Origin of the sequence: Halomonas sp. A29 (assembly GCF_046723295.1) — a bacterium.
Classification (GTDB): Bacteria; Pseudomonadota; Gammaproteobacteria; order Pseudomonadales; family Halomonadaceae; genus Halomonas.
Window position 1 is genome coordinate 184,258 of record NZ_JAXQPR010000005.1, and the last position, 16,082, is coordinate 200,339.

The 16,082-nt window shown below is 64.9% G+C and carries 17 protein-coding genes; 11 read left to right on the forward strand and 6 right to left on the reverse strand.

The genetic code is table 11. The annotated features are described in order from the left end of the window. Nucleotides 1-7 precede the first annotated feature (7 nt). The 5 genes from accC to purH all read left to right on the forward strand — a co-directional run bounded on the left by accC (nt 8) and on the right by purH (nt 5,454). Nucleotides 8-1,348: an acetyl-CoA carboxylase biotin carboxylase subunit gene (accC, locus tag SPH52_RS11225; protein ID WP_411795110.1), complete on the forward strand. Its 1,341-nt coding sequence runs from the start codon at nt 8-10 to the stop codon at nt 1,346-1,348. Between the two features lie 76 nt (nt 1,349-1,424). Beyond that, the gene (gene prmA / locus SPH52_RS11230) at nt 1,425-2,339 is read left to right on the forward strand and encodes a 50S ribosomal protein L11 methyltransferase (protein WP_411795111.1); all 915 of its coding nucleotides are present in this window, start codon (nt 1,425-1,427) and stop codon (nt 2,337-2,339) included. 78 nt (nt 2,340-2,417) lie between these two features. After that, nucleotides 2,418-3,461, forward strand: coding sequence for a tRNA dihydrouridine synthase DusB (dusB, locus tag SPH52_RS11235; protein WP_411795112.1), 1,044 nt, complete (start codon nt 2,418-2,420; stop codon nt 3,459-3,461). Further along, nucleotides 3,458-3,799 (forward strand): DNA-binding transcriptional regulator Fis, encoded by a 342-nt coding sequence (gene fis / locus SPH52_RS11240; RefSeq protein WP_411795113.1) that lies wholly within the window; start codon nt 3,458-3,460, stop codon nt 3,797-3,799. Before dusB ends, fis begins: the two co-directional genes overlap by 4 nt. A 74-nt stretch (nt 3,800-3,873) precedes the next feature. Next, the gene (gene purH / locus SPH52_RS11245) at nt 3,874-5,454 is read left to right on the forward strand and encodes a bifunctional phosphoribosylaminoimidazolecarboxamide formyltransferase/IMP cyclohydrolase (protein ID WP_411795114.1); all 1,581 of its coding nucleotides are present in this window, start codon (nt 3,874-3,876) and stop codon (nt 5,452-5,454) included. A 233-nt stretch (nt 5,455-5,687) separates the two neighbouring features. Here purH and SPH52_RS11250 read toward each other — a convergent pair whose 3' ends face one another. From SPH52_RS11250 to folE, 4 genes are all read right to left on the reverse strand, one after another. Beyond that, nucleotides 5,688-7,145, reverse strand: coding sequence for an NAD-dependent succinate-semialdehyde dehydrogenase (locus SPH52_RS11250; RefSeq protein ID WP_411795115.1), 1,458 nt, complete (start codon nt 7,143-7,145; stop codon nt 5,688-5,690). Nucleotides 7,146-7,214: 69 nt separating this feature from the next. Then, nucleotides 7,215-7,532: a DUF4190 domain-containing protein gene (locus tag SPH52_RS11255; RefSeq protein WP_411795116.1), complete on the reverse strand. Its 318-nt coding sequence runs from the start codon at nt 7,530-7,532 to the stop codon at nt 7,215-7,217. A gap of 93 nt (nt 7,533-7,625) precedes the next feature. After that, complete coding sequence (folX, locus tag SPH52_RS11260; RefSeq protein WP_411795117.1) at nt 7,626-8,036, reverse strand: dihydroneopterin triphosphate 2'-epimerase; 411 nt, start codon at nt 8,034-8,036, stop codon at nt 7,626-7,628. 48 nt (nt 8,037-8,084) lie between these two features. Beyond that, nucleotides 8,085-8,642, reverse strand: a complete 558-nt coding sequence (gene folE / locus SPH52_RS11265; RefSeq protein ID WP_411795118.1) for a GTP cyclohydrolase I FolE — start codon at nt 8,640-8,642, stop codon at nt 8,085-8,087. Between the two features lie 269 nt (nt 8,643-8,911). Here folE and SPH52_RS11270 point away from each other — a divergent pair, with 269 nt between their 5' ends. After that, on the forward strand, nt 8,912-9,475 hold the full coding sequence (locus SPH52_RS11270; protein WP_411795119.1) for a hypothetical protein: 564 nt from the start codon (nt 8,912-8,914) through the stop codon (nt 9,473-9,475). A gap of 61 nt (nt 9,476-9,536) precedes the next feature. On the opposite strand, the gene SPH52_RS11275 is transcribed toward SPH52_RS11270, so the two are convergent. Together SPH52_RS11275 and SPH52_RS11280 are read right to left on the reverse strand one after the other, a co-directional pair. Continuing rightward, nucleotides 9,537-10,523 (reverse strand): serine/threonine protein kinase, encoded by a 987-nt coding sequence (locus SPH52_RS11275; protein ID WP_411795120.1) that lies wholly within the window; start codon nt 10,521-10,523, stop codon nt 9,537-9,539. Between the two features lie 55 nt (nt 10,524-10,578). Further along, entirely contained in the window at nt 10,579-11,337 is a 759-nt protein-coding gene (locus SPH52_RS11280) for a ComF family protein (RefSeq protein WP_411795121.1), read from the reverse strand. A gap of 216 nt (nt 11,338-11,553) precedes the next feature. Between SPH52_RS11280 and bioB the strand changes: the two genes are divergently transcribed. The 5 genes from bioB to bioD are packed head-to-tail and all read left to right on the forward strand — an operon-like array spanning nt 11,554 to nt 16,064. Then, on the forward strand, nt 11,554-12,663 hold the full coding sequence (gene bioB / locus SPH52_RS11285; RefSeq protein WP_411795122.1) for a biotin synthase BioB: 1,110 nt from the start codon (nt 11,554-11,556) through the stop codon (nt 12,661-12,663). Nucleotides 12,664-12,668: 5 nt separating this feature from the next. Further along, a complete protein-coding gene (gene bioF / locus SPH52_RS11290; protein WP_411795123.1) occupies nt 12,669-13,823 on the forward strand; it encodes an 8-amino-7-oxononanoate synthase in 1,155 nt (384 codons plus the stop codon). After that, nucleotides 13,820-14,557 carry an alpha/beta fold hydrolase gene (locus SPH52_RS11295; RefSeq protein ID WP_411795124.1) on the forward strand — a complete coding sequence of 246 codons (738 nt, stop codon included), beginning with the start codon at nt 13,820-13,822 and terminating at the stop codon, nt 14,555-14,557. The genes bioF and SPH52_RS11295 overlap by 4 nt, the downstream gene beginning before the upstream one ends. Next, nucleotides 14,554-15,366: a methyltransferase domain-containing protein gene (locus tag SPH52_RS11300; protein ID WP_411795125.1), complete on the forward strand. Its 813-nt coding sequence runs from the start codon at nt 14,554-14,556 to the stop codon at nt 15,364-15,366. Before SPH52_RS11295 ends, SPH52_RS11300 begins: the two co-directional genes overlap by 4 nt. Continuing rightward, on the forward strand, nt 15,363-16,064 hold the full coding sequence (gene bioD, locus SPH52_RS11305; protein ID WP_411795126.1) for a dethiobiotin synthase: 702 nt from the start codon (nt 15,363-15,365) through the stop codon (nt 16,062-16,064). The genes SPH52_RS11300 and bioD overlap by 4 nt, the downstream gene beginning before the upstream one ends. Nucleotides 16,065-16,082 lie beyond the last annotated feature (18 nt).

A 16,082-nucleotide genomic window follows, 5' to 3' on the forward strand; every position in this document is an offset into this window, starting at 1 on the left:
ACTCCCTATGCTGGACAAGGTACTCATCGCCAACCGCGGCGAGATCGCCCTGCGAATCCTGCGCGCCTGCAAGGAGCTGGGCATCAAGACGGTCGCGGTGCACTCCAAGGCCGACCGTGAACTGATGCACGTGCGCCTGGCCGACGAGGCCGTGTGCATCGGGCCGGCTCCCTCGGCACAATCCTATCTCAACATTCCGGCGCTGATCAGCGCGGCCGAAGTCACCGATTCCAGCGCCATTCATCCTGGCTATGGCTTTCTTTCCGAGAATGCCAATTTTGCCGAGCAGGTGGAGCGCTCCGGGTTCGTGTTTATCGGCCCGCGCGCAGAGACCATTCGTCTGATGGGTGACAAGGTCAGTGCCATCGAGGCCATGAAGAAAGCCGGCGTGCCCACGGTTCCCGGCTCGGACGGCCCGCTGGGCGACGACGAAGGCGACAACATCGCCACCGCCCGGCGCATCGGCTATCCGGTGATCATCAAGGCCGCCGCTGGCGGTGGCGGGCGCGGCATGCGCGTGGTGCACGCCGAAGGACACCTGCTGTCGGCGATCAACGTGACTCGCACCGAGGCGCACTCCGCCTTCGGCGACGGCACGGTGTACATGGAGAAGTTCCTCGAGCGGCCCCGTCACGTCGAGGTGCAGGTACTGGCCGATGGCCGGGGCAATGCCATCCATCTCTATGACCGCGACTGTTCGCTGCAGCGGCGTCACCAGAAGGTTCTCGAAGAAGCCCCTGCTCCCGGCATCGACCCCGAGGCTCGCGCCAAGGTGCTCGAGGCGTGTCGCGAGGCCTGCATCGAGATCGACTATCGCGGCGCCGGCACCTTCGAGTTCCTCTACGAGGACGGCCAGTTCTTCTTCATCGAGATGAACACTCGCGTGCAGGTCGAGCACCCCGTCACCGAAATGGTGACCGGCGTGGACATCGTGCGCGAACAGCTGCGCATCGCTTCGGGGCTGCCGCTGTCGATCCGCCAGGAAGACGTCAAGGTTCACGGCCATGCCTTCGAGTGCCGCATCAACGCCGAGGACCCGCGAACCTTCATGCCCTCGCCCGGCAAGGTTACCCTCTACCATCCCCCAGGCGGGCTCGGCGTACGCATGGATTCGCACCTCTACACCGGCTATACGGTGCCGTCCCACTACGACTCGCTGATCGGCAAGCTGATCACCTGGGGTGACAGCCGCGAGATCGCACTGACACGCATGCGCAACGGCCTGGACGAACTGCTGGTCGAGGGCATCAAGACCAATACCGACCTGCACAAGGATCTGGTCCGCGACGGCCACTTCCAGCAGGGCGGCGTCAACATTCACTATCTGGAGAAGAAACTCGGCTCCTAGCAAGCTGCGGAACCGAGAATCGCTCCCGGCGGGGTGGCCACGGCCACCCCGCATGCGTCATGCACAGGAGATTGCCATGCCATGGCTGCAACTCAAGGCTCGCATCGCCCCGGAGCAGGCCGAACTGCTCGAGGAACTGCTGCTGGCCGAAGGTGCCACTGCCATTACCTTGCAGGATGCCCATGACGATCCGGTATTCGAACCCGAGCGCGGTACTACGCCGCTCTGGAACGAGACGGTACTGACCGGCCTGTATGACGATCTCGAGGGACTCGAGGCCATGCTCGAACGCCTGGCGGCGGCCTGGGCCGAGACCCTGCCTGACGATGCCTGCCCGGTCATCGAGCACGAGCTGCTTGCCGATCGCGACTGGGAGCGCGAGTGGATGGAAGACTTCCAGCCGCTGCGCATGGGCCAGCGGCTGTGGATCGTGCCCAGTTGGCATCAGCCTCCGGACCCCAACGCCGTCAACCTGCACCTGGACCCGGGCCTGGCCTTCGGTACCGGCACCCACCCCACCACGGCGCTGTGCCTCGAGTGGCTCGATATGCTGGCCTTGACGGACGACCTGGACGGCGTCGAGATGCTCGACGTGGGCTGCGGCTCCGGCATCCTGGCCATCGCCGCGCTCAAGCTCGGCGCCGCGCTCGCCACCGGCACGGACATCGATCCCCAGGCGCTGCAGGCCAGCCGCGACAACGCCGAGCGTAACGATGTCGCGGAGCACGAACTGACGCTGCTCTACCCCGAGCAGTTGAATACCGGACGACGCTTCCCCCTTGTCGTGGCCAACATCCTGGCAGGCCCACTGGTGGAACTGGCACCGATGATTGCCGGCCACGTGGCCCCGGGCGGTCGACTGGCCCTGTCGGGCATACTCGAGAATCAGGCCGACGAGGTCCTGGATGCCTACCGCGACCAGGGATTGATCATGGACGAGCCGCAGGTACGTGAGGGCTGGGTCCGGCTCAGCGGGCGCCGGCCAGCCTGAGCCTGGGCGTCTTTGCCACCTTCACCCCGCCCCTTCGGGGGCGTATGATATGCAACCCCGAGTTCACTGATTCGCCTCATGCCCGATAGTCGCCCGCTGCCACAGATCGGCCGGCACCGCCTGCCCAACCGAGTCATCCTGGCCCCCATGGCTGGAGTGACCGATCGCCCGTTTCGCCAGCTCTGCCGCCGCCTGGGAGCGGGACTGGTGGTAGGCGAGATGGTCACTTCGGACCCGGCACTGTGGCATACGCGCAAGTCGCGCCAGCGCATGGACCATAGCGGCGAACCCGGCCCTCGGGCCGTGCAGATCGCCGGCGGCGATGCCGCCATGCTGGCCGAGGCAGCCCGCCTGAATGCCGACCAGGGTGCCGAGATCATCGACATCAACATGGGCTGCCCGGCCAAGAAGGTCTGCAACAAGGCCGCTGGCTCGGCCCTGCTGCGCGACGAGGCACTCGTGGCTGAGATCCTCGAAGCCGTGGTAGCGGCTGTCGAGGTCCCGGTAACGTTGAAAATCCGCACCGGCTGGTGCGCCGAGAGCAACAACGGCGTGCGCGTGGCGCAACTGGCCGAAGCCGCCGGCATCCAGGCGCTGGCGGTACATGGCCGCCATCGCCAGCAGCGCTACCTGGGAGAGGCCGAGTACGACACCATCGCCGCCATCAAGCAGGCCGTGCGTATCCCGGTATTCGCCAACGGTGACATCGACTCTCCACGCAAGGCCGCCCAGGTTCTGGACTATACTGGTGCGGATGCGGTGATGGTCGGTCGCGGCGCCCAGGGCAACCCCTGGATATTTCGTGAGATCGACCACTACTTGCGCCATGGGCGCAGTTGCCCGCCACCCGAGCCAGAAGAGAGAGCCGGCGTATTGCAGGGGCATCTGCACGCCTTGCATGGGTTCTATGGCGATTACATGGGTGTGCGAATCGCGCGCAAGCACCTCGGTTGGTATCTCGCCAGCGACCGTCGCTTCGACGCCGGTCGACAGCGCGAATTGAGGGCAGCCTTCAATGCCCTGGAACAGCCTGACGAACAGTATGAATTCATCGACGACCTCTTCCGCCCAGAGAGTGAAGCCGACTACTCCTGGGCAACGAATGGAATCAGTGCCGCATGAATCGTGAAGCCTTCAATCGCAACGCCGATCTGTCAGGCCTGGAAGCCAGCTCCTGTGCCGGCCTGCCGGAATTCGACAGCCCCGCCCTGCTGCCATCGGTCACGCTGGCGGAACAGCCGCTGCGCGAAGCCGTAGATGCGGCCATGCGACGCTATTTCGATCATCTCGATGGCGGTACCGTGACCGACCTCTACACCATGGTGATGGCGGAGGTCGAGGCACCGCTGCTGGCAAGCGTGCTCGAATATACCCAGGGCAACCAGACTCGCGCCGCCGAGATGCTTGGCCTCAATCGCGGCACGCTACGCAAGAAACTCAAGCAGCACGACCTGATCTGATCCCGGCCGGCTTGGCGCTCCCCTGCCTCCCGGCCGGCTTACCTACACTTTCCGACATAGAGTTGCTCCTCATCATGGCTCAAGCCTCCCCCATCCCGGTACGCCGCGCGCTGATCAGCGTCTCCGACAAGACCGGCATCGTCGATTTCGCCCGCAGCCTGTCCGGTCACGGTGTCGAATTGCTCTCCACAGGCGGTACCTTCCGCCTGCTGCAGGAGAACGGCATTGCCGTGACCGAGGTGTCCGAGCACACCGGCTTCCCCGAGATCATGGACGGCCGCGTCAAGACTCTGCATCCCAAGATCCACGGCGGTATCCTGGGACGTCGCGGCCAGGACGACAGCGTGATGGCCGAGCACAGCATCGCACCCATCGACATGGTGGTGGTCAACCTATATCCCTTTGCTCAGACCGTGGCCAAGCCGGACTGCTCTCTCGAAGATGCGATCGAGAACATCGACATCGGCGGCCCGACCATGGTGCGTGCCTGCGCCAAGAACCATGCCCACACCACCATCGTGGTGGACGCCGGCGACTATGACCGGGTACTGACCGAGATTGCCTCCAACGGCGGGGCCGTAGGCGACGCCACGCGCTTCGACCTGGCGGTGAAGGCCTTCGAGCATACCGCCGGCTACGATGCCGCCATTGCCGACTACCTGGGCCAGCGGGTGCCGGGCGGCGAGGACGGGTTCCCGCGCACCTACAACGTACAGTTCGTCAAGAAGCAGGCCATGCGCTACGGCGAGAACCCGCACCAGAGCGCGGCATTCTACGTCGAGGCAGATGCCAGCGAAGCCAGCGTGGCCACCGCCCGCCAGCTGCAGGGCAAGGAACTGTCGTTCAACAACGTGGCCGACACCGACGCCGCCTTCGAGTGCGTCAAGAGCTTCACCGACACCGCCTGCGTGATCGTCAAGCATGCCAACCCCTGCGGCGTGGCGGTCGGCGCCACTCTTCGCGAGGCCTACGACAAGGCATTCGCCACCGACCCCACCAGCGCCTTCGGCGGTATCATTGCCTTCAACCAGCCGCTGGACGCCGATACCGCCCGTGCCATCATCGACCGCCAGTTCGTCGAGGTGATCATCGCCCCGGGGATCGATGAGGCGGCTGCCGCCATCGTCGCCGAGAAGCAGAACGTGCGCCTGCTCGACGTGGGCGACAACTGGCCCGGCCAACGCGAGCATGCCCACGACTTCAAGCGCGTCACTGGGGGGCTGCTGGTGCAGGATCGCGACCTGGGCATGGTCGGCCGCGACGAACTCACGGTGGTCACCGATCGCGTTCCCAGCGAGCAGGAGATGCGCGACCTGGCCTTCGCCTGGAAGGTGGCCAAGTACGTCAAGTCCAACGCCATCGTCTACGCCAAGGAAGGCCAGACCATCGGTGTCGGCGCCGGCCAGATGAGCCGCGTTTACTCGGCCAAGATCGCCGGCATCAAGGCCGCCGATGAAAGCCTCTCGGTACCCGGCTCGGTGATGGCCTCCGACGCCTTCTTCCCCTTCCGTGACGGCATCGACGCCGCGGCCGCGGCCGGTATCACCGCGGTGATCCAGCCCGGCGGCTCCATGCGCGACCAGGAAGTGATCGACGCCGCCAACGAAGCGGGAATCGCCATGGTGTTCACCGGCATGCGCCACTTCAGGCACTGACGCTCGCCGAGCCGCAAGGAGCAAGGAGCAAGGAGCAAGGAGCAAGTCACACGCAAAACCCCACCTGGGCTAGACGCCCGCGTGGGGTTTTCGCGTTATGCTTCTCTACCTCGAGAAACGGTGCGAGCGACGGTCAGACAAGGCGAAAACTGGCGAACGAAGCGGAGCTTACTGTTGTAAGTGAGCATTCTAAGCCAGTTTTCAACGCCGTATGACCGAGCGCAGCCCGTTTATTAACCAAGATCGATGCAGAGGTACTTGGTTTCGAGAAACTCCTCGATGCCTTGGTGGCCGCCTTCGCGGCCGAGACCCGAGGCCTTGACGCCACCGAACGGCGCCGCAGTGTTGGAGATCAGCCCGGTGTTGATGCCAACCATGCCGTACTCCAAGGCATCGGCGACGCGCCATACACGTCCCAGATCACGCGAGTAGAAATAGGAGGCTAGGCCGTACTGGGTGTCGTTGGCCATCTGCACGGCATCCTCCTCGTCCTCAAAGGGGAACACAGCCGCCAACGGGCCAAAGGTTTCCTCATGGGCGACCTTCATGTCACCAGTGGCGAAGCTGATCAGCGTCGGCGAGAAGAAGTTGCCGCCCAGCGGATGGGGGTGGCCGCCGAGCAGCAGCTCGGCTCCCTTGTCGACGGCATCGTGCACGTGCTCGCTGACCTTGGTCACCGCGTTCTCGTCGATCAGCGGCCCGATGTTGATGTCCGGCTCGGTACCATTGCCCACTTTCAACTCGCTGTTCATCGCTACCGCCAGCTTCTCGCAGAAGGCGTTGATGACGCTCGACTGCACCAGGAAGCGATTGGTACAGATGCAGGTCTGGCCGGCATTGCGGAACTTGGCTGCCATGGCGCCCTCCACCGCTGCATCCAGGTCGGCATCCTCGAAGACGATGAACGGCGCGTTGCCGCCCAGCTCCAGCGAGATCTTCTGGATATGCTGGGAGGCCCGCGACATCAGCTCGCGCCCCACTTCGGTGGAACCGGTAAAGGTGATCTTGCGCACCAAGGGTGACTCGGTCATCGCCGCCGCGATCTCGCTGGCACGCCCGGGGACCACGTTGAACACGCCACGTGGCACACCGGCACGCTCGGCCAGCAGCGCCATGGCGGTGGCCGAGAACGGCGTCTGGCTGGCCGGTTTGATGACTATGGTGCAGCCCGCCGCCAGCGCCGCACCGGCCTTGCGTGTGATCATGGCCGCAGGGAAGTTCCAGGGTGTAATGGCGCCAACCACGCCAACCGGCTGCTTGGTGATCACGATGCGCTGGTTGGGCTTGGCTGCGGGAATGGTCTCACCATAGATCCGCCGGGCCTCCTCGGCAAACCAGCGCAGGAAGCTCGCCGCATAGGCGATCTCGCCAGCGGCCTCCTTGAGCGGTTTGCCCTGCTCGTGGGTCATGATTCTCGCCAGGTCGTCCTGGTGTTCGAACATCAGGTCGTGCCACTTCATCAGGATATCGGCACGCTCCTGGGCGGTGAGCGCTCGCCAGCCGACGAGCGCCGCATCGGCGGCGGCAATGGCGCGTTCGGTCTCATCCCGACCCAGCCTCGGCACGGTGCCGAAGATCTCTCCTGTTGCCGGGTTGATCACTTCAATCTGCTCACCGCTGTCGGCAGCGACCCAACTGCCGTCGATATAGGCGAATGGACAGTAGAGCTGCGTTTCCTTCAGGGCTTCCATGTCATCTCTCCTGGCCTCTACGGGCCTTGCTTCACTTATCGTGTATGAATTCGTGCGCGCCCCGTCTCGTCATTCAGCCTCGATGGCGCGCGGCTCGGGAGCATTGGCGGGAGCATCGTTCAGCTCCGGGGGCGGAAGCATCGCCGTCAGTATGGCAAGTATCAGCACCAGTGCGATGGCCAGCCAGCAAAAAGCTCGGCCAAGGTAGCGGTCGGGATGGCGACGGATCTGGCGCAGCCCCATGATAGCGAAAATGGCAGCGGCAATATTCAAAGGCGGAAGGCTGCCCTGGAACAGCAAGGCAATGAGCGCCGTGACCATGGCCGTCATGGCCCAGGGGGCATATCGGCGCCGTGGCGAATCGGGGGAGGTGCTGTCGCGTTCCAACGAATCGTCTCTCTCTATCGGCTCAGCAGTATGGACCATGCTAAGCGGAAAGGCCCGCCACCACCAACCCCAGGCGGAAAGAAGCGAGGTTTTTCAGAGGTTTCGACGCGGCTCCCGGCTTGCCGAGAGGGTAATGGAAACTGAGTCGGCGAAACGCAGAGCGTTGGGCTTATCGATCTCGACCTGCGCCGTGAGCACTTGTTCGTGGCTCATGATCAGGTCGAGCACCTCCCGTGTCATGCGCTCCAGCAGCAGGAAGGGACGCTCTTCCACCAGCACGATCACCTCCTTGCTGATCGTGCGATAGTTGAGTGCCTGATCGATATGGTTGAACTCCACCGCCTTGTCGGCCCGATAGCGAATCACGGCGTTGATCACCACATCCTGGCGGTTGTGGATCTCTTCATCCTTGATGCCGATGTAGGTGCGCAGGCGCAGGTTCTTGATGCGAATCGTGGCCAGGTCGTGATCGAGATGCTGATCGTCCAGGGCATGCAGCGTCATGGCGTTGGCTCCAGGCGGAAACTGCCGTTGCCATGGGCTATGCCCAGGTCAGCGGCCATTGACCAGTGTAAGGAACTCCTGACGTGTAGACTGGTTTTCGCGAAAGGCTCCCAGCATCACCGAAGACGTCATACTGGAGTTCTGCTTTTCCACGCCACGCATCATCATGCACAGGTGTCGCGCCTCGACCACCACCGCCACGCCGCGTGCGCCGGTGACCCGTAGCACAGCCTCGGCGATCTGCCGTGTCAGGTTTTCCTGGATCTGCATGCGGCGGGCATACATATCGACGATACGCGCAAACTTCGAGAGGCCCAGCACCTTGCCACTGGGCAGGTAGGCAATATGGCACTTGCCGATGAAGGGCAGCAGGTGATGCTCGCACATCGAATAGAGCTCGATGTCCTTGACCAGCACCATCTCGTCCGTCTCGCTCTTGAAAACGGCGCCGTTGATGATCTCCTCGAGGGTCTGCGAGTAGCCACGAGTCAGAAACTGCATCGCCTTGGCGGCCCGTTTCGGTGTGTCGCGCAGGCCCTCTCGCTCCGGATCCTCACCCAGTTCGAGAATGATCTGGCGGTAGAAGTTGGCAAGCTCTTCGTTCATGGTCAGGCTCTGCGACTCCGTGTACCGTTCGTATCGAGATGGCCTGGCCATCGTCATGGTTTCATACAAATATTATGCGCAATATTTTCTTTGTACAGCTTTTTACGCCTCTGGACGACATTCTACCGTAACCCGAGATTCACCGCAGGCGGTATGCCTGAAAACGACCTCCTGCGACATTCGCGCCACTGCTACGCCCGGATGGCTATGGTAAAATAACGGCCTTGAAAACTGCCGATACGCGCAGCCTGGTCCCCCGAGAGCCCGATATGAGCAAGATTTCAGACGCGATACTGACCGCCAGCGGACTGGCCCTTCTCCTCATGCCCCTGCACGCCTCGGCAGGCACCCTTGATGTGCCCAAGGATGCCGTCATTGCGGCTCAGGTCATCGACGACCTCGTTCTCGAAGGGGAGAGCGGGCGCCGCGACGACATCCTGCTGCGCCCCGTCAGTGGCCTTGACGATGCCACCCATGAGCTGCCCGAATACTGCGTCGTGGTGGGCGATGCCCGCCAGGATGGCGACCGGCTACGCATCGCCGCCAAGGCACTGACCTGCATCGAGACCGATGGCGGCGACAGCGATATCTACAGCGGCGATATCTCCGCAGCTGCCTACGAATTGGACGGCAGCTACGGTCTGGCAGTGTGCGATGCCGGCCGCTGCGAATTGCCGAGCGATCATGTCTTTCATCTCAAGCTGGCCAGCCGCCTGGAGATCGAAGAGCAGGACAACCCCTCTGCCCGTATCAACGAGCAGCGCCGCCAGGCCGATGGTGCCGGCGTGGCCAACCCCATCCCCGCCGAGCGTCCTGACCCCGACAGCGACTGAGCTTGCTGTTTTGGAGCTCCTTGTATTTGCGCACCCGTAGAGGGTGCGCGTCCTCCCGAGTTCAGGTCAGCCAGCGCGGCGACCGGCCAAGCGCCAGGCGCTGCTGCTCCAACTGGCGAATGTGGGCGTCCCAATAGCCAGCATCGGCGACCCAGGGAAAGGCCGGGGGAAAGGCCGGGTCATCCCAACGCGCTACCAGCCAGGCGCTGTGTCGCATCAGGCGCAGCGTACGCAAGGGTTCGATCAGCGCCAGCTCGCGGCGGTCGAACTCACGGTGCTGTTCGTAGCCCTCCAGCACCTCCGAAAGCTGCATGTGCCACTCCGCTTCGTGCTCGGCGGTGAGAAACATCCATAGATCCTGCACCGCAGGTGCCATCATGGCATCGTCGAAATCGACCAGGGAAAAGAGATCGTCACGGCCGAGCAGGTTGCCGATGTGGCAATCACCCTGCACCCGGATCGTCTGCTGCGGTGTCCACGCATGAGCCTGCAGCTCTTTGTGCAGCGCCTCGGAGATACGTTCATAGGCCTGGCGCTGGCGACGGTCCAGCCAAGGCGCTGCCAGCACACGCTGCCGGGCCTCACGCACCATACCATCCAGATCGAGTCTTACCCGATGCTGGAACTCGCCACGCTCGCCAACCGCATGCACGGCGCCGATCAGCTCGCCAAGGGCAAACAGGTGGGAAGGGTTCTCCAGTTCCGGGGCCTGTCCGGATAGCTGGGGAAACAGCGCCAGCCGAAAACCCTCGGCATGATGCAGGCTACGACCGGCCTCATCGCGCCAGGGTGGCGCCACGGCAACGCCTTCCGCAGCCAGCTCATCGAGGAAATCGTGTTCCTCCTGGATCTGCGCATCGCTCCAGCGAGCGGGGCGATAGAACTTAGCCACCCAGCGCCGACCCTCGTCGTCATGCAGCAGGTACACGCGGTTCTCGTAGCTGTTCAAGGCGAACGGCTCGCCCGGCAACCAGAAGCCTAGCGACTCGATGGCCGCCACGACACGTGCCGGCGAAAGTGCTGCAAAAGGATGTGGCGTGCTGTGCATGTGTTTCACCGGCTGAAGGAAGCCCCCATGGTAACAGCCTCGGTGCGCCAGCGAATCACTCGATCAGCAGCGGCGTGCGGGCCACCGCCCAGGCTTCCACCTCACTCGCACCGGCCGCCAGACAGGCTTGGGCCAGCGCGTCCAGCGTGGCGCCGGTGGTCATGACGTCATCTAGCAGCGCCACGCGCGGTGGCAGCGAGCCCCTCACCTCGAAACCGTCGCGCAGATTGCGGTAGCGCTCGGCGCGATCGAGGCCGCGCTGCGAGCGAGTGTGCTGGCGTCGCACCGCGTACGCCAAGCGCAGGCCATGGCGCGCCGCCAGGCGCCGGGCCAGCCAATCGGCCTGGTCGAAGCCGCGCTCCCGCGCCCGCCTGGGGTGCAATGGTACCGGGATCAGCGCCTCGGGCCAGGTCAGGGCCTCCGGTGGCAGCCCGAGTTCGAGCAGCTCGAGCAGCACGTTGCCGGCACGCGGCGAGGCATGGAACTTGAAGCGCTGCACCAGCCTTACTACCTCGTCCTCGTAGCGCAGCGGCACCCGCGCACGAATGAAAGCCGGCGGCCGGGTCAGGCAGTGGCCACAGCGCCTGCCCGCCAGCGAGCCCGATGGCTGCGGTTCGGCACAGCTCGGACAGGCTGGCAGGTTCCACGGCAGCGCCTCGAAGCAGGCCTGGCACCATGGGCGCTCCTGCACGGCCGGCGCCAGGCAGAAGCCGCAGCGCCCCGGCAGGGCCTGGCGCAGGCCGCGGTCGATACCATGCCACAGCGGCCGCAGCCAGCCGCGCAGCCGTGTGAACTGTGGCAGCTCGCCTGCCATTGCAACGCGCTTCCGTTCCGGGTCTGGTGCCATTCGAGGTGTACCTGTCACGCCCTTCCATGCGAAGAAGCTTATCATTTCCCATGCGACGTGTTCCTAGCTCGGCACCACGCCCCGTCAACCTTGCCTACTCGTCTGGTTGACAGAAAGTCAAATTCACGTACGCTCACAGTCAATCTTGAAGTACCGCAAAGTTGACCAAGACGAGCCCCCTCTATGTCCAATGTCCAGCACGCCAGCCTGAACGGCCCAGCCCAACCAGCAGTAGACGTCGAGATTCGCCATGACTGGTCACTGGCCGAGATCGAGGCGCTCTTCTCCCTGCCCTTCAATGACCTGCTGTTCCGCGCCCAGCAGGTACATCGCGCCAACTTCGACGCCAATGCCGTGCAGGTCTCCACCCTGCTGTCGATCAAGACCGGTGCCTGCCCGGAGGACTGCAAGTACTGCCCCCAGTCGGGCCACTACGCCACTGGGCTGGACAAGGAGAAGCTGCTGGAGATCGAGAAGGTGGTAGCCCAGGCCAAGGCCGCCCAGGAGGCCGGCGCCAGCCGCTTCTGCATGGGCGCGGCCTGGCGCAGCCCACGCGAGAAGGATCTCACCGTGGTGCTTGAGATGGTGCGCCAGGTCAAGGCTCTGGGGCTCGAGACCTGCATGACGCTGGGCATGGTCGATGGCGATCAGGCCAGCCGCCTGGCCGAGGCCGGTCTCGACTATTACAACCACAACCTCGACACCTCGCCGGAATACTATGGCGAGATCATCACCACCCGCACCTACGCCGATCGCCTGGAGACCCTGGCCAACGTACGCGAGGCGGGAATGAAGGTCTGCGCCGGCGGCATCCTCGGCATGGGCGAGGCCCCTCGCGACCGCGCTGCCCTGCTGCAGCAACTGGCCCGGCTCGAACCGCACCCCGAATCGGTACCGATCAACATGCTGGTCAAGGTACCCGGTACGCCGCTGGAAGACGTCGAGGACCTCGATCCCATCGAGTTCGTGCGTGCCATCGCCGTGGCCCGCATCCTGATGCCGGCGAGCCATGTGCGGCTCTCGGCCGGTCGCGAACAGATGGATGAGTCGACCCAGGCGCTGGCCTTCCTCGCCGGGGCCAACTCCATCTTCTATGGCGACAAGCTGCTGACTACCGGCAATCCTCAGGCCACCCGCGACCGAGCCCTGTTCGACAAGCTCGGGCTCCACCCCGAACGGCGCGATACCTGCCACGACGACGAGCGGCAGAAGGCTGAACTCGCAGACGCCCTGGCACGCCAGACGAGCCAGACCCATAGCGCCGCCCTGGCCTATGATGCCACCCAGGCCTGAACGCGATGTCGCCCGCCCCTCATGCCTGGCCTGAGCGCCTCAGTGAAGCCGCGGCCTGGCGCCGCGCCCAGGGGCTTTGGCGCGAGCGTCATACGCTCCAGGCCGGACTGATCGACTTCGCCGGCAACGATTACCTTGGTCTTGCCGGCGATTCACGGCTGGCCGAAGCCCAGGCCGCGGGAGCACGCCAGTTCGGTGCCGGCGCCGGCTCCTCGCACTTGGTCAGTGGCCATCTGGAGGTTCATGAAGCCCTCGAGAGACGCCTGGCCGAACTCGTCGGACGCCCCCGGGCGCTGCTCTTCTCCACCGGCTACATGGCCAACCTGGGAACGCTTCAGGCGCTGTGCGACAGCGACACTCATGTCTTTCAGGACCGCCTCAACCACGCTTCGCTGCTCGATGGGGCCGCCCTTGCCGGGGCGCGCTCGCGGCGCTTCCACCATCGTGACCTCGATGACCTCGATCGCCTGCTCGCCCGAGCACCGGCGGACTCGACCAGGCTGGTGGTCAGCGACGGCGTGTTCAGCATGGATGGCGACGTGGCCAATATCGCCGGCCTGGCGGAAATCAGCGCTCGGCATGGCGCCTGGCTGATGATCGACGATGCTCATGGGCTGGGCGTTCTCGGAGCCCATGGCGACGGCTGTGTCGGTCGTGCCCACGGGGTCGAGCGCGTGCCGATACTGGTCGGTACCCTGGGCAAGGCGCTGGGAACCGCTGGCGCCTTCGTCGCTGGCAGCGAAGCACTGATCGAGCACCTGATCCAGTTTGCCCGCCCCTACGTCTATACCACCGCCCAGCCGCCCGGTGTGGCCGCAGCCACCCTTGCGGCACTCGACATTCTGGCCGCCGAACCCGAGCGCCGCGAACGCCTGCGAGAAACCATCGCCTACTTCCGCCACGAGGCCGCGCTGCTCAACCTGCCGCTGACCAACTCCTTCACGCCCATCCAACCGCTGGTTCTGGGAGAGAGCGGGAGCGTGATGCACTGGGCCGCTCGGCTACGCGAGGCGGGTTTGCTGGTCGGCGCCATTCGCCCACCGACCGTGCCGCAGGGTGAGGCCCGGTTGCGCATTACTTTGTGCGCCACCCACAGCCGCGATGCCCTGGACCGTCTGCTCGAGAACCTGACACGCCTGCACCGGGAGGAAGAGAGTTGACGACGCTGGTTCTACTTTCAGGCTGGGGTATCGATGCGCGCATCTGGCAGCCGCTCGCTTCTTACTGGCCAGATGGTACCGAGGTCAGCACTCCCGACTGGCCGGGCTACGGTGAACGCCTCGACGATAATCTCCCAACGAGTCTCTCGGCCCTGGCTGGCAAGATGGTGGACGACCTGACCACAGAGGCCATCTGGGTCGGCTGGTCGCTCGGCGGACTGCTGGCCGGCGCGCTGCTGGCCCACCTGCCGCCTCCCCGGGCCCTGGTGCTGATGGGTACTGGGTCTCGCTTTTGCAGTGAGGATGGCGTCAGGCCTGCCGAGCTGGCCACCTTCCGCCGTGCCTTCGATCGTGACCCACGTGCGACCTGGCAACATTTCTTGCGTTGGCAACTGCAGGGGGAACCCGCCCCGCGCGCGGCACATCGCCGCCTGCTCGACCTCCTCGGCAAGCAACCCAGCGCTTCCAGTCAGACCCTGGCCACGGGCCTGGACCAGTTGGCGCATATCGACCTCAGCGACGTACTGGCCGCACCCCCCTGCCCGATCCATCGTCTCACCGGCCAACAGGACAAGCTGATGGGCAAGACAGCACGGCAAACGGCCGATCTGACTCTCGCCGACAGCGGCCATTGCCCGATGCTGTCACGCCCGGATGCACTGGCGAAGCATCTCGTCGAGTTGGCGCACAAGATCGATCACGAGCACATCGCCCAAAGCGAGGCCGTCTCGTGAGCTCGTCTCCGCTGCCCACCACCTGCCATGAGGCAAGTGCGCCAAGCGCTTGGCGTCGACACGTCGCCCGGGCCTTTTCCCGTGCGTCGGCACAGTACACCTACCTGGCCCAGGCTCAGCTGCAGATGGGCGAAGCGCTCTGGACACTCCTGCCCGACCAGGCAGCTCATGTGCTCGACCTGGGCTGTGGGCCGGGACACTGGTGCCGCCGCCTGGCGGCGCGTTTCGGTCCAGATTGCCGGGTGCTTGGGCTCGACCTCGCCCCGGGGATGCTCGACGAAGCTCGTCGGGAAGCCCCGAGAGGCATCGACTGGCTGTGCGCAGATGCCGCCGCCCTGCCTCTGGCGAACCAGCATGTAGAACTGGTGTTCTCCAATCTGGCCATCCAGTGGTGCCCGGATCTGGACGCCGTGATGGCGGAGCTCTACCGGGTGCTTCGCCCCGGTGGCCGAGCAGTGATCAATACCCTGGGGCCCGGCACCCTGCACGAGGTCAGCCATGCCTGGTCGTCGCCTGGTGCCCTGCTCGACTTCCGCTCACGGGAGCGTCACGTGGCCAGCGCACGCCTGGCCGGCTTCCGGCACGTTCAGTGCAATGCCACTACGGAGCGCTTCTTCTATCCCGATCTGGCGGCGGTAATGGCCTCGATCAAGGGAGTCGGCGCCCAGATCCCGCGCCCCGACGCCCGCCTCACCCGCTCCGACCTGGCCGGTGCCAAGCGCCGCTACGAATCGCTGCGCGAGCCTGCGGGACTGCCGGTCAGCTATCAACGACTGACCCTGGTGCTCGACAAGGAGTCGGAAGCATGACCCGTTATTTCGTGACCGGCACCGATACCGATGCCGGCAAGACCCTCGTCACTGCCGCTATGCTGGCATTGGCCCGCTCACAAGGGCTGACCACCCTGGGCCTGAAGCCCATCGCTTCGGGGTGCCGCCGCACCGAGGCCGGACTGCGCAATGACGATGCCCTCGCTCTGCTGGCACGCAGCGTGCCGGCCGCGGCCTACGACCAGATCAATCCCTTCGCCTTCGAACCCGCCATCGCGCCGCACCTGGCCGCCGGCCAGGCCGATGTGAAGGTCGACCTTGCCCAGCTCTGCGAGCATGTCGCGCCTTTGTTGGCAGAACCCCGTGATCTCATCCTCGTCGAGGGCGCCGGGGGCTGGCGCGTGCCCCTCAATGACAGCGAAGACCTTGCCGGCCTGGCCCTGCGCCTGCGCCTGCCGGTGATCCTGGTGGTGGGCCTCAAGCTCGGCTGCCTCAACCACGCGCGACTGACTGCCGAAGCCATACGCGCGGATGGTGCCCAACTGGCTGGCTGGGTGGGCAACCTGCTCGATGCCGACTTTGCGCGTGACGCTTCTCTCTATGCCGACAACCTGGCCACGCTGCAGCGCACCCTCGCAGCCCCCTGTCTCGGCGTAGTGCCACGCCTGCGCCGGGTTGCCCCAGCCAGGCGCCCAGAAGCAGCCGTGGCACACCTCCAGCTACCCGAAGGCGATTGACTTGCGTCCGCGGGTCCG

Coding starts and splice junctions, on each gene's coding strand:
- accC (WP_411795110.1), top strand. CDS start 8: ATGCTGGACAAGGTACTCATCGCCAACCGCGGCGAGATCGCCCTGCGA.
- prmA (WP_411795111.1), top strand. CDS start 1,425: ATGCCATGGCTGCAACTCAAGGCTCGCATCGCCCCGGAGCAGGCCGAA.
- dusB (WP_411795112.1), top strand. CDS start 2,418: ATGCCCGATAGTCGCCCGCTGCCACAGATCGGCCGGCACCGCCTGCCC.
- fis (WP_411795113.1), top strand. CDS start 3,458: ATGAATCGTGAAGCCTTCAATCGCAACGCCGATCTGTCAGGCCTGGAA.
- purH (WP_411795114.1), top strand. CDS start 3,874: ATGGCTCAAGCCTCCCCCATCCCGGTACGCCGCGCGCTGATCAGCGTC.
- SPH52_RS11250 (WP_411795115.1), bottom strand. CDS start 7,145: ATGGAAGCCCTGAAGGAAACGCAGCTCTACTGTCCATTCGCCTATATC.
- folX (WP_411795117.1), bottom strand. CDS start 8,036: ATGACGCTGCATGCCCTGGACGATCAGCATCTCGATCACGACCTGGCC.
- folE (WP_411795118.1), bottom strand. CDS start 8,642: ATGAACGAAGAGCTTGCCAACTTCTACCGCCAGATCATTCTCGAACTG.
- SPH52_RS11270 (WP_411795119.1), top strand. CDS start 8,912: ATGAGCAAGATTTCAGACGCGATACTGACCGCCAGCGGACTGGCCCTT.
- SPH52_RS11275 (WP_411795120.1), bottom strand. CDS start 10,523: ATGCACAGCACGCCACATCCTTTTGCAGCACTTTCGCCGGCACGTGTC.
- SPH52_RS11280 (WP_411795121.1), bottom strand. CDS start 11,337: ATGGCAGGCGAGCTGCCACAGTTCACACGGCTGCGCGGCTGGCTGCGG.
- bioB (WP_411795122.1), top strand. CDS start 11,554: ATGTCCAATGTCCAGCACGCCAGCCTGAACGGCCCAGCCCAACCAGCA.
- bioF (WP_411795123.1), top strand. CDS start 12,669: ATGTCGCCCGCCCCTCATGCCTGGCCTGAGCGCCTCAGTGAAGCCGCG.
- bioD (WP_411795126.1), top strand. CDS start 15,363: ATGACCCGTTATTTCGTGACCGGCACCGATACCGATGCCGGCAAGACC.